The sequence below is a fragment of the Kineosporia sp. NBRC 101677 genome (genome assembly GCF_030269265.1).
GTDB lineage: Bacteria > Actinomycetota > Actinomycetes > Actinomycetales > Kineosporiaceae > Kineosporia > Kineosporia rhizophila.
On record NZ_BSTA01000003.1, the window covers coordinates 468,250 to 482,425 of the forward strand.

Annotated in this window: 1 protein-coding gene (cut by a window edge); it reads right to left on the bottom strand. The window is 72.0% G+C overall.

Annotated features, from left to right (window positions below):
* Positions 1-14,176 carry the 3' portion of a type I polyketide synthase gene (locus tag QSK18_RS11135; RefSeq protein ID WP_285618518.1) on the bottom strand. 13,340 nt of this gene lie beyond the right edge of the window, so 14,176 of the gene's 27,516 nt are visible here — the last part of the coding sequence; its start codon lies off the right edge, out of view; it ends in the stop codon at positions 1-3.

Consider the following 14,176-nt stretch of genomic DNA (forward strand, 5'->3'; position numbering starts at 1 on the left):
TCAGTCCTCGTTCTGCAGAGCCACCCGCACCAGCTCGTCCAGGTCCATCTGGTCGAGACCGTCAGAGGATCCGTTGCTGTGGCCGTTGCTCGACGCCTCGGCCTCGGGCGCGTCGGCCAGCTGCAGCAGGGTGTCCAGCAGCCCGCTGCGCCGCAACTGGGCCAGGCTGAGCGTGGCCAGCAGCTCCCGCACCCGGCTCTCCTCGTCCGGCTGCTCCTCGGGCATCAGCTGGCCGAGGACGTGCCGGGCCAGGGCCTGGGCCGAGGGATGGTCGAAGACCAGGGTGGCCGGCAGGGTCAGCCCGGTCGCCGCGTTCAGCCGGTTGCGCAGCTCGATCGCGCTGACCGAGTCGAACCCGAGGTCGCCGAAACTGGTCGTGGTCTCCACCTGTCCCGGCCCGGAGTAGCCGAGCACGGCCGCCACCTGAGTGCAGACCACGTCCAGCACCAGCCCCGGCCTTTCCCCCGAAGGACGCGACAACAGTCGTCCCCGAAGGTCCGCCACTACCTCGGTCGGCTCCTGGGGAGCGATGTCGAGAGCCTGGTACTCGGGCAGGTCCGCGAGCAGACGGTCGGGCCGCGGTCGGCTGAAGGCGTTGCGGGCGAATCGTTCCCGGTCGATGTCGGCCACGATCACGGCCGGCGCGGAACCGGCGCAGACCCGGTCGAGAGCCTGGGCCGCCAGTGCCGGATCCATCGGGCGCACCCCCATCCGTACCGAACCCTGCACCGCACGGTCACCGACCATGCCCGCACCTGGCGCCGCATCGCCCCACGTACCCCAGGCGATCGACACACCCGCTCGGCCCGCCACCCGGCGCCGTTCGGCCAGCGCGTCCAGCACCGCGTTCGCCGCGGCATAACTGCCCTGCCCCGGGCTGCCGAACACCGCAGCAGCCGAGGAGAAGAGCACGAACGCAGACAGGTCGGCCTCGCTCAGCAACTCGTCCAGGAGCACCGCTGAATCGGCCTTGGCCTGCCTGACCTCGGCGAATCGTTCGGGGGTCAAGGTGCTCACCACCCCGTCGTCCAGCACGCCGGCCGCGTGCAGCACCGCTCGCGGCGGGAACTGGGTCAGCACCTGGGAAAGGGCCTCTCGGTCCGAGACATCGCAACTCACCACATCGACCGTGGTCCCCTGCGCCCCCAGTTCCTTCTTCAAATCATGGACGCCCGGAGCCTCCAGTCCGCGTCGTCCCGCCAACACCAGGTGCCTGGCTCCCCGTCCGGCCAGATGCCGGGCCAGGTACTGGCCCAGGGCGCCGGTACCACCGGTGATCAGAACGGTGCCGTCCGGCCGCCACTCCGGGCCCAACTCCTGTTCATTGGCCGAGCCGGTCAGCAGGCGACGCACCAGAATCTCGTCGTCCCGAACGGCGAACTGGTCCTCCGGAGTCTCGGCGGTGAGAACGGCCGACAACGTATGCCCCTCGACCGTCTCGGGCAGGTCGATCAGGCCGCCCCAGGTTTCGGGCTGTTCCACGGCCAGAACCCGGCCCAGCCCCCAGACCCCGGCCTGCCAGACATCAGGCCCGGCCTGGAAACCACCCGCAGAGGTGGCGGCGCGGGTCAGGCACCACAGCGGCGCCCGCAGGCCGGCCTGCTGCAGGGCCTGGCTCAGAACTGCGGTCAGCGCTGGGCCCTCGCGCCCGGCCAGGGCCAGGAGGGAGACGACGGCCTCGGCGGCCTGCGGCAGGCGGTCGGCGAGGTGCTGCGGGTTTGGCTGGGCGACTCTGAGCACTTCTGCCGTTCCAGGAAGAGCGGCCGCGACGGCCAGGGCCCACGGATCGTCGGCGTGCGCGGCCGGAACCACGACCAGCCACCTCTTTCCGGCGACAGGTTCCGTCGGCCCCGTCGTTCCGGGCCGACCGGCCACCTCGGTCGGCGCCCAGGGCTGCCAGCCGGTCCGGTACTGCCAGGAATTCAGCACCGACGTGGTCTTCTGCCGCTGGTGCCATCCGGCCAGGGCCGGCAGCACCGCGTCCAGCGAGTCGCTGGGCAGGCCCAGACGCTCAGCCAGGGCATCGGTGTCGCCCTCACTCACCTCGGCCCAGAACTCTCCGTCCGCAGTGGTCGGGGCAACCTCGTGACGGGGCTCGGCGTCGGGCCAGAACCGCTGGCGGTCGAAGGCGTAGGTGGGCAGGGCCACCCGGTGCGCCCCCGGGTACAGGGCCGACCAGTCCGGGCTGATACCGGCCACGTGCAGGCGAGCCACCGCGGTGAGGAGGGCCTGCGCTTCCGAGGTCCCCGCCTTCTGCGCCGACACCACCACGCTGTCGTCGGACAGCGACATCTCGGCCTGACTACCGAGCACGGAATCCGGACCCACCTCGAGGAACCGGCTCACCCCCGCCGCCGCGAGCGATGCCACCGCGGCACTGAACCGGACGGGACGGCGCACCTGCTGCACCCAGTACTCGGGCGTGCAGAACTGTTCGGTGTCGACCGGTTCACCGGTGACCGTCGAGACCAGTGCGAGCGTAGGCGGCCGATAGGTCAGCCTCTCGGCCACGGACCGGAATTCCTCCAGCATCGGATCCATCAGGGACGAGTGGAAGGCGTGCGAGACCCTCAGCCGGCGCACCTTGCCCGGCAGTTGCCCGGCGAGGGCCAGGACGTCTGTCTCAGCCCCCGACAGCACGACCGAGCCCGGCGCGTTCACCGCGGCCAAGGACACGCGATTGTTGGTCAGCAGCGGCAGCACGTCCTTCTCGTCTGCCCGCACGGCCAGCATCACTCCGCCGGGCGGCAGCTGGGCCATCAGCCGACCGCGGGCGGCGACCAGCGCACAGGCGTCGGGCAGGTTGAGCATCCCGGCCAGGTACGCGGCGGCCAGTTCTCCGATCGAGTGCCCGGCCAGCACATCCGGGCGCAGCCCCCAGCTCTCCAGCAGCCGGAACAACGCGACTTCGGTGGCGAACAGGGCCGGTTGCGCCCAGTCCGTGCGGTCCAGCCGGTCCGGGTCGCCGCCGAACTGCACGTCGGCCAGCGGTTCCGGCAAGTGGCGGCCGAACTCTTCGAACACCTCGGCCAGGGCCTGGTCGAAGACCGGGAACCGGGAGCGCAACTCGCTGCCCATACCGAGATGCTGAGCCCCCTGCCCGGAGAACAGGAAGGCCAGCTTGCCCGAGCCGGCCCGGCCCTGCACCGCCGGGGCTTCCGCTTCACCGTTCGCCAAAGCGTCCAGCGCGACGAGCAACTGCCTCCGGTCGGCGGCCACCAGCCCGGCTCGCAACGGCAGCGCGGACCGCGTGGTCGCCAGCGAGAAGGCCACATCGGTCAGCGTCTGCTCCGGCTGCGACTCCAGGTGGGTCAGCAGACGTCGCGCCTGCCCTCGCAGAGCCGGGCCGGTGCGCGCAGCGAGCGGCACGAGCAGCGGCCACCGCTCGGATTTGGGCGCAAGCGGCTGCGGCTCAACATTTTCCAGGATGACGTGCGCGTTGGTCCCGGTCGCCCCGAACGACGACACACCGGCGCGGAAGGGACGTCCGGAGTCGGGCCAGGGCCGGGCCTCGTCCAGCAGGTGCAGGGTTCCGGACCGCCAGTCGACGTGCGACGAGGGTTGCGCGGCGTGCAGGGTGGCGGGGGCGACACCGTGCCGCATCGCGAGCACCGCCTTGATCACGCCGGCCACCCCGGCCGCGGCCTGGGTGTGCCCGATGTTGGACTTCACCGACCCGAGCAGGACCGGCTGCTCGCGGTCCCGGCCGTAGACCGCCATCAGCGCCTGCGCCTCGATCGGGTCGCCCAGGGCGGTGCCGGTGCCGTGCGCCTCGATCACGTCCACGTCTGCGGGCCGCAGTCCGGCGCTGTCCAGAGCCCGCCGCAGAACCTTCTGCTGGGCAGGCCCGTTGGGTGCGGTGAAGCCGTTGGAGGCGCCATCCTGGTTGACCGCCGACCCCCGCAGAACCGCAAGGATCTCGTGGCCCTGGCGGCGGGCGTCCGACATTCGTTCCAGCATCAGCATTCCGGCGCCTTCGGACCAGCCGGTGCCGTTGGCCCCGTCGGCGAAGGCGCGGCAGCGCCCGTCCGGCGAGAGGGCGCCCAGTTCGCCGAACTCGACGAAGGCGACCGGCGTGGACATCACGGCCACACCGCCGGCCAGGGCCATCGTGCACTCCCCCGAACGCAGCGCCTGCGCGGCCAGGTGCAGCGCGACGAGCGAGGAGGAGCAGGCCGTGTCCACGGTGACGGCCGGTCCCTGCAGCCCGAACGAGTACGACACCCGCCCGGCGATCACCGCCGCCGCCTGGGCGGTCTGCACCTGCCCACGGCTGGTTCGCGGGGGCCGGTAGTCGCCGCCGGTAGCACCGACGTAGACCCCCACTTCCGAGCCGCGAGCACTGCGCGGGTCGATTCCGGCCTGTTCGAAGGCCTCCCAGGCGACCTCCAGCACAAGCCTCTGCTGCGGATCCATGACCAGCGCCTCGGCCGGTGAGACACCGAACAAGGACGGGTCGAAGTCGGCTGCGTTGTCGAGGAATCCGCCCCGCCGCAAGCTGGTCGCGGCCGGGTCCCAGCCCCGGTCGGAGGGGAAGTCGCCGGTGGCGTCGGTGCCGTTCTCCAGCAACTGCCAGAGCTCTTCGGGCGAGTTCGCCCCACCCGGGAATCGGCACGCCATCCCGACGATCACGATCGGGTCGGTGGTCTCGGCCGAGGCGGCCGGGCCGTCCTGCGTCTCGAGGCCGCCGAGCAGTTCGGCGGTCAGGTGGGCGGCGAGTTCGCGGGCGGTCGGGTGGTCGAAGGCCAGGGTGGCCGGCAGATCTGGACCAAAGGACGGGGTGAGCTGGTCTCGTAGGTCGACTGCGGTCAGGGAGTCCAAGCCGTGGTCGCGGAAGGGCACGTCGGGATCGACCGAGGCGGCACCGGAGTGTCCGAGCACCAGGGCAACCCGCTCCAGCACCTCCGCCAGCACCTCCGCCTCCCGCTCGGCCCTCGGCAGACCACGCAGGTGTTCGCCGAGGTCGGATTCGCGGGTCTTCGAGCGGGCTGCCTCGGCGGCGGCCTTCCGGGCTGGGGGCAGATCGTTCAGCTGGGTGGTGGCGCGGCCGGCGAACAAGCTGGGCGCAACCGTGGTCCAGTCGATATCTGCGATCAAGGGCTCGGGTTCGCCGCCTCCGAGGACTCGCGCCAGTGCCCGTAGCGCCGGAGCTGAACTCATGGGAGGAAGTCCGTTCAGCCGCTGATGCCTGGCCTCGGATGCGGCGCCGGACTCGAAGGCCGCCAGGGAGACCGACACCGCCACCCGGTCCGGGCCCGTCATCTGCTGTACAAGCGCATCCCAGGCTCCGTAGCTCGCGGCATCCAGCGCCCGGCCGGTCAGGCCCCAACTTGCCGGCAACCCCGACAACACGGCCACCAGCTTCGGCTCGTGACCGGCCAAGGCTGCCTCGAACGCCGCCACCTCGGCCAACTCCTGTTCCACCTGCTCCGGCAAGAGCTCACCCAAGGCCCCGGGAGCGCCCGGTGCCACCGTGTGCAGCACCGCCTTGGGAGCGAACTCCGCCATCACCTGGCCCAGATCGGCGAAGGGCCGGCGGATCAGGCCCTCGGCCGGGGCAGCTCCAACCGGGCCTGCCTCACCCACGGGGCCTGCCTCACCCACGGGGCCTGCCTCACCCACGGGGCCTGCCTCACTCACCAGGCCTGCCGAGCCCACCGAGCCCACCGAGCCCACCGAGCCCGCCTCGCCCACCGAACTCGCCGAACCCACGGAGCTCACCGGACCTTCCTGGCTCACCGAGCGCGTCGGAACGGCCGGGTCCGTCAGGTCGCCCGGACCGGTCACCACCACCCGCTCCGCCCCCGACTCCAGCAACCACCGCACCAGCGGCCCAGCCACATCAGCGGCGTCCCCGCTGACCACGACCGTGCCTTGCGGCCGCCAAACGTCCCGGGCAGAAGCGGCGGTCCGGACCAGACGGCGTCCGAGCACCTTGCCCGCCCGGATCGCCGTCTGCTCCTCTCCCGCCCGCCCCTGTGCGAGCAGGCTCTGTAGCCGGGCGCGCCCGGCCTCATCCAATTCGGCCGGCAGATCGACCAGCCCACCCCAGCGATCGGCATGCTCCCGAGCCGCCACCCGCCCGAGGCCCCACACCGCGGCCCCGGCTCGCGGCCCGGACGGAGCGGAAGCCCCCGCGACGACCGCCTCCCGGGTCAGGCACCACAGTGGCGCGTCCAGGCCCGCGTCATCCATGGCCCGAAGCAGGGTCAGCAACGTGCCTGGGTCGGCAGCGCGCGGCAGCAACAGCACACCAACCGCGTCAGCGTGATCCCCCATCTGCTCGGTCAACGAGCCGAGTTCAACTCGCACCGCACCCGCCGGAACGGGAACGTCCGCATCACCGTCACGGCTGACAACAAGCCACTTACCCGCGGGAGTCGCCATCGTTGGCGTGGGCAGAGCGCTCCACCGCCAGGCATGGCACCACTCCTGCGCCGCCTGCACCTGGTCACGCTCGCGGCGCCAACTGCTCAGCGCCGGCAGCACGTCCTGCAAGGCCTCGGCGGGCAACCCGACCAGCTCGGCGACGGCTGGGGCGTCGGTCTGCTCCACCGCGTCCCAGAAGGCCGCATCGCGCGGATCGGCCTTGGCGGCAGCAGGCTCCGGCCAGTACCGCCGGTGCTGGAACGGGTAGGTGGGCAGCTGTCCCCAGTCCGCGGTGATGCCCGGGTAGAAGCTGCTCCACCGCACCGGGACCCCGGCCGTCCACAGGTTGGCGACGCCGGTCAGGACCGCCTCGACCTCGCCCACCTCGCGTCGCAGCAACGGCGTGACCAGGGACCGGCGGCCCGAAGAGCTCTCGTCCTCGATGACCAGTCGGGTGGAAGCAGCCAGCGCTCCCCCGGGCCCGACCTCCACGAACCAGGTGGCTCCCTGTTCGCGCAGCGTCCGGACCGCATCGGCGAAGCGGACCGTCTGCCGGGCGTGCCGCACCCAGTAGGCCGGATCGCAGATCTCATCCGTGATCCGTGATCCGGTGACCGTGGAGACCAGGTCCAGTTCCGGCGTCCTCAAATCCAGTTCGGCCACCACAGCGTGAAGTTCGTCCAGCACCGGATCGATCAGCGGCGAATGGAAGGCGTGGCTGACCGACAGCCAGGTCGCCCGGTACTGCGGCGCCGCCCAGGCCAGCGCCAGAGGTTCCAGATCTTCGCGCGGCCCGGCCAGAACCACCGACCGTGGCCCGTTCACCGCCGCCAGGCCCACCTCGGGCCGGTCAGCCAGTTCGTCGAGTGCCTCCTGCTCGCTCACCCGCACCGAAAGCATCGCTCCCCCTGAGGGAAGCGCCTGCATGAGCCGGCCCCGGGCTGCCACCAGGCGGCAGGCGTCTTCCAGCGAGAACACCCCGGCCACGTGAGCGGCCGCGATCTCCCCCACCGAGTGCCCGGCAACCGCGTCCGGGCGGACGCCCCAGGACTCCAGCAGCCGGAAAAGCGCCACCTCGAAGGCGAACAGCGCGGGCTGGGCCCACTCGGTGCGTTCCAGCACCGCCGCGTCCTCGCCCAGAATTACCTCACGCAGCCCAGGACCGAACTTGGCCAGCACCTCGTTCCACGCCGCAGCGAAGGCCGGGAAAGCTTCGGCCAGCTCTCGGCCCATGCCGGGACGCTGGCCGCCCTGACCGCCGAAGAGGTAGGCCAGACGGCCGTTCTCCACAGCACCGGCGCGGGCGACCTCGAGAACACCGTCCGGGCCGGCCAGCAGCACCGCGCGCTGAGGCAGCACCGCCCGCCGGGCCAGTCCCGCGCCCGTCTCGGCTGCCGTTTGCGGCGAACTGGTCAGCCGCTCGATCTGTTCGGCCAGCGCGGCCTCCGAACGGGCCGAGACCACCCAGGGCAACGTCCCACTCAACGGGCCGCTGTCCACGGTCGGTGCGGGAGAGTCGTCCTCAATCTGTTCGAGAATGACGTGTGCATTGGTGCCGCTGACCCCGAACGCAGAAACCCCTGCTCGCCGCGGTCTCTGATCAGAGGCCCAACCCTGCGCCTCGGTCAGCAACCGGACGGCACCCCTCGTCCAGTCCACGTGCGGCGTGGGCTGATCCACGTGCACGGTCGCCGGAAGCACGCCGTGCCGCATGGCCAGCACCATCTTCATCACCCCGGCGGCCCCGGCCGCAGCCTGGGTGTGCCCGAGATTGGACTTCACCGAGCCCAGCCAGAGCGGACGTTCCGGCGCCCGGTCCTGCCCGTAGGTGGTCAGCAGGGCGCGGGCCTCGATCGGGTCGCCGAGTTCGGTCCCGGTGCCGTGCGCCTCGACCACGTCCACATCGCCCGGTGTGAGCCCGGCGTTGGCCAGGGCCTGGCGGATCACCCGCTCCTGCGACGGGCCGTTCGGTGCGGTCAGACCGTTGGAGGCGCCGTCCTGGTTGACCGCCGACCCCTTGACCACGGCCAGCACCGGGTGGCCGAGCCGACGCGCGTCCGAAAGCCGCTCCAGTACGAGCATTCCCGAACCTTCGGACCAGGACGTTCCGTCGGCCCCGGCCGCGAAGGACTTGCAGCGGCCGTCGGCTGCCAGTCCGCCCTGGGCGCTGAACTCCACGAACGAGTCCGGGCTGGACATCACCGAAACGCCGCCGGCCAGGGCCAGGGAGCACTCACCCGAGCGCAGCGCCTGGGCGGCCAGGTGCATGGCCACCAGCGCGGCCGAGCAGGCGGTGTCCACCGTGATGGCCGGGCCGGTCAGCCCCAGGGAGTAGGCCAGTCGGCCCGAGAGCACGCTGGCCGTGGTGCCGGTGGCGGCATGACCTCGAACGTCCTCGGTGCCCGAGCGGAGCAGACCGCCGTAGTCCTGGCCGTTGGTGCCGACGAACACCCCGGCCTGGTCCCCACGCAACGCCAGGGGGTCGATCCCGGCGCGTTCCAGCGCCTCCCAGGCGGTTTCCAGCACGAGGCGCTGCTGCGGGTCCATGGCCAGGGCCTCGCGCGGTGAGATGCCGAAGAATTCAGCGTCGAAACCGGCCACTTCGTGGAGGAATCCGCCCTCGCGGGTGATCGACAACCCATCAGCCAGGGCGTTCAGGTCCCATCCCCGGTCGGCCGGGAAGGCCGAGATCGCGTCCTGCTTCTCGACCAGCAACTGCCACAGCTGATCCGGGCCGGTGATGCCGCCCGGGAACCGGCAGCCCATACCGACGATCACCACCGGGTCGTCGTCCACCGGGCGGACCGCGGTCGACGTCACCGTATGGTCGGTGTCGTACGAGGTGCCGGTCAGCGTGTCCTGCAGCATCTGGGCCAGGTCACGCGGAGTCGGGTAGTCGAAGATCACCGTGGCGGGCAAGCTCAGACCGGTGGCCGCGGACAGCGCGTTGCTCAGCTCCAGTGCGGTCAGCGAGGTGAACCCCAGCTCTGCGAAGGGACGATCGGCGGAGACCGGTACGCTGTCGTCGTGCCCGAGCACGGCGGCGGACTGGGTGCGCACCAGATCCAGCAGGTGCTCGGCGCGTCCGGAAACCGGGACGGGATCGGCCGCTGCGGTCACCGTGCGGTTCGGCGGGGCGATCTCGATGAGGGACGGGTTCGGCCGGGAAACGCTGTAAGCGGCGGCAAATCGCGGTTCGTCCAGATCGGCGACGACGACCGTGGGCTGGCCGCTGCTGATTGCTTCCCCCAGCGCGGCCACTGCGGCGGCCGGCGCCAACGGACGCAGACCACCGCGCCGCAGCCGGTCGCCGACGCCCTCACCGGCGGCCATCCCGTCGCCGGCCCAGGGCCCCCAGGCGATCGACGTGGCGGGCAGACCCAACCCGTGCCGGTGTTCGGCCAGGGCGTCGAGCATGGCGTTGGCCGCGCTGTAGCCGGCCTGGCCGGCTGAGCCGACGACACCGGAGGTCGAGGCGAACAGGACGAAGACCTCGAGGTCGGCCGTGCGGGTGAGCTCGTGCAGCAGCCAGGCCGAGGCGACCTTGGCCCTCAGCACTGGCTCCAGTCGCTCCGGGGTGAGACCGTCCAGCACGCCATCGTCCAGCACCCCGGCCGCGTGAATCACCGCCTGCAAGGGGCCGATCCGATCCAGTAGGGCTGTGAGCGCCTCCCGGTCGGACACGTCGCAGGCCACGATCTCGACCGCCGCGCCCAGCTCCTGCGCCAGTTCCTCAGCGCCGGGGGCAGCGAGCCCGCGTCGCCCGGCGAGCACGACCCGCGCCGCGCCCAGACCGGTCAGCCAGCGGGCCACCTCCTTGCCCAGGGCTCCGGTGCCACCGGTGACGAGCACGGTCCCGTTCGGCCGGAAGTCCCGACCGGAACGCGTCTGCGGCGAGCGCACCAGCCGACGGACGAACACCCCCGCCCGCCGCACCGCGATCTGGTCTTCGTCCCCGCCCAGCGCGAGGGCTTCCGAAAGCCTTTTCAGGACGGTGGGGTCGAGTTCGGTGGGCAGGTCGAGCAGTCCGCCCCAGGCCGTGGGCCGTTCGAGGGCGATGGTGCGGCCGAGGCCCCACACACCCGCCTGAATCGGGGACGACGGGGGTTGCGCGGTGTCGGTGCTGACCGCCCCTCGGGTCAGGCACCACACCGGCGCGCCGAGACCAGCGTCACCGAGGGCCTGCACCAGCGCGAGGGTGGCGAGCAGACCCTCCGACGTGTCGCTGAGGGCCAGGAAAGACACGATCTGGCCGGGAGAAGCGGCCGAGCGCAACTGCTCGGCCAGCGCCGCCCGGTCGATCTGGGCAACGGGCAGGACCGTCACGTCACCGAGCGCTGCGAGCACCGCGCCGATCCAGGGATCGTCCTGAAGAGCAGCCGGGACCAGTGCCAGCCGACGGCCTGAGGACGCCGGAACGTCGCCGTTCACGGCCGGATGCCAGCGCACCTGATAGCGCCCGGCCGAGATGAGCGTACTGGCCGGGGTCTTGGGCCAGTAGCGGCGCCGCTGGAAGGGATAGGTGGGCAGGTCGATCCGCCGGGCGCCGGTGCCGCGGTAGAACTCGGCCCAGTCCACAGCGAAGCCGCGCACGTGCAGGCCGGCCAGCGCGGTGAGCAGCGCTTCGGCCTCGCTGCGGTCGCGGCGCAGGGCCGGTAGCACCGTCAGGTCCGGATCCGGCCCGAGCGTCTCGCCGACCATCGGGGTCAGCACCGCGTCGGCCCCGACTTCCAGGAAGTCCTTCACTCCGCTGGCTGCCAGAGCGTTCACCACATCGGCGAAACGAACGGTGCCACGGGCATGCTGTACCCAGTAGCCCCGCGCGCTCAGGGTTTCCGGGGTTGCGACCTGACCGGTGACCCCGGAGACCAGAGGAAGCATCGGCGGACGGTGATCCAGTTCGGCCGCGACCGTGGCGAGCTCGTCGAGCATCGGCTGCATCAACGGCGAATGGAAGGCGTGCGAGACCGACAGCCGGCGAGTCCGGCGTCCTTCTGCGGAGAACGCCTGGGCCAGCGACACAGCCTCACCCGCGTCGCCGGAAATCACCACCGAGCGCGGGCCGTTGACCGCGGCTACCGACACCAGTCCTTCCAGTCGGGCCGAGACCTCCGCCTCGGTGGCCTGGATCGCGATCATGGCTCCGCCCTCGGGCAGGGCCTGCATGAGCCGGGCCCGGGCACTGACCAGGCGGCCGGCGTCCTCCAGCGAGAGCACCCCGGCCACGTGCGCCGCCGCGATCTCGCCCACCGAGTGCCCGGCGACCGCATCCGGCTGAACACCCCACGACTCCAGCAGACGGAAAAGCGCCACCTCCAAGGCGAACAGCGCGGGCTGCGTCCACCCGGTCTGCTCCAGGGTGGCCGCGTCGTCTCCGTGCACCACCTGTCGCAGTCCGGGATCGAGCTGGGCCAGGACCTCGTCCCAGGCCGCGGAGAACACCGGATACGTCTCGGCGAGCTCGCGCCCCATACCGAGCCGCTGTCCTCCTTGGCCCCCGAAGACGAAGGCCAGGCGGGACGACTTGGCGGTGCCCCGGAGGATGGCCCGATCCGGCGTGCCGGACGCCAGGTGGGTGAGCGCCGACAGCACCTGGTCGCGGTCCGAGGCCAGGATCGCCGCCCGCTCGGTGTGTGCGGTTCGGGTGGCGGCCAGGGAGTAGGCCAGATCCAGAGGTTCGTCCAGCAGGCGGTCCGCGGCGGACACCAGGCGAGCGGCCCCGGCGCGCAGGGCGGACTCGTCCCGCCCCGACAGCAGAATCGGAAGCGTCTGAGGGCCAACCAGTTCGCGCTCGGTGGGCGTTTCGGACGGAGCTTCCTCCAGCACCGTGTGAGCGTTGGTACCGCTGAGCCCGAAGGAGGAGACCGCTGCCCGCATCGGCCGGCCGGTCCGGGGCCACGGCTGCTCAGAAGTGAGCACCTCCACCGCGCCGGCCGACCAGTCCACGTGCGAACTGGGGGTGTCGGCGTGCAGGGTGCGCGGGGCGGTCCGATGACGCATGGCCAGCACCGCCTTGATGACCCCGGCGATGCCGGAGGCCATCTGGGTGTGCCCGATGTTCGACTTGACCGACCCCAGCAACAGAGGACGCTCGCGGTCGCCTCCGTAGGTGGCCAGCAGTGCCCGCGCCTCGATCGGGTCCCCGAGCCGGGTCCCGGTGCCGTGCCCCTCCACCAGGTCGACCTCGGCCGGGGCGAGACCGGCGTTGGCCAGGGCCTGCCGGATCACCCGTTCCTGGGCGGGCCCGCTGGGGGCGGTCAGGCCGTTGGAGGCGCCGTCCTGGTTGATCGCCGATCCCCGGACCAGCGCCAGCACCGGGTGGCCGTTGCGCCGGGCGTCGGACAGCCGCTCGAGCATGACCAGTCCGGCGCCCTCGGCCAGGCTCATCCCGTCGGCGTCGTCGGAGTAGGCCTTGCAGCGCCCGTCCGGGGCCATCGCCCGCTGCCGGCTGAAGCCGACGAAGGCGGCCGGGGTGGACATCACGGCGACGCCTCCGGCCAGGGCCAGGGAGCTCTCGCCGGAGCGCAGCGACTGGCAGGCCAGGTGCAGTGCGACCAGTGAGGACGAGCAGGCGGTGTCCACGCTGAGGGCGGGGCCCTCCAGCCCCAGCAGGTAGGCGATCCGCCCGGAAGCGATGCTCGGGATGGCCCCGGTGATCTCGTGACCGTCGGCGCCACCGCCCTCACCGGCGTAGTCCTGGTAGCTGGCGCCGACGAACACCCCGGTGCGGCTGCCCCGCATGCTGCCCGGTTCGATCCCGGCCCGCTCGAAGGTCTCCCAGGCCACTTCCAGCAGCAGGCGTTGCTGCGGGTCCATGGCCAGGGCCTCCCGCGGCGAGACGCCGAAGAAGCCCGCGTCGAAGGCGGCCGCCTCGTGCAGGAAGCCGCCGTTGACCGAGTAGGTGTGCCCGGGCCGGTCCGGGTCGGGGTCGTACAGCGTCTGGGCGTCCCAGCCCCGGTCGGCCGGGAAGGTGGAGATGGCGTCCACCCCGTCGCGGATCAGGTCCCACAGCTGTTCCGGTGAGTCCGCGCCGCCGGGGTAGCGGCAGGCCATCGAGACGATCGCGATCGGTTCTTCGGAGTCGGCCTCGGCCGGGACCACGGCCGAGCCTCCCCCGGCGCCCGGGGTCAGCAGGGTGAGCAGGTGGGCGCTGAGTGCCCCGGCGGTGGGGTGGTCGAAGACCAGGGTGGTGGGCAGGGTCGTGCCGGTCGCCGTGGCCAGTCGGGTGCGCAGGTCCACGGCGGTGAGGGAGTCGAAACCGATGTCGCGGAAGGCCTTGGTGGGTGGGACCGCCTCGGGACCGGAGTGGCCGAGCACGCTGGCCGCCTGCGCGCGCACCAGGTCCAGGACGAGCCGCTCGCGCTCGCGTTCGGGCACCTGTCGCAACCTGGTCGCGAACTCGCCCTCGACCTGGGCCGGCGCCTCCTGCGCAGCCGTGGTCAGCAGGCGCACCGCTGGTAGCTCGCTGAACAGGCGGGTGTCGCGCCCCGAAGTGAAGACCGGGTAATAGCGTTCCCAGTCCACGGCGGCCACCGTCAGCGCCACCTCGTCGTCGGTGAGCGCCCGCCGCAGCGCCGCAAGGGCCTGGGCCGCGGGCATGAAGTCCAGCCCACTGCGCCGGATCTGCTCCGGATCCACCCGGCCCAGCGCCCGGTCGTCGGACCAGATGCCCCAGGCCACCGCGGTCGCCGGCAGCCCTTGGCCGCGACGCTGTTCGGCGAGCGCGGTCAGGTAGGCGTTACCGGCCGCGTAGGCCCCGTGAGCGCCGCTGCCCCACATGCCGACCGTCGAGGAGTAGAGCACGAAC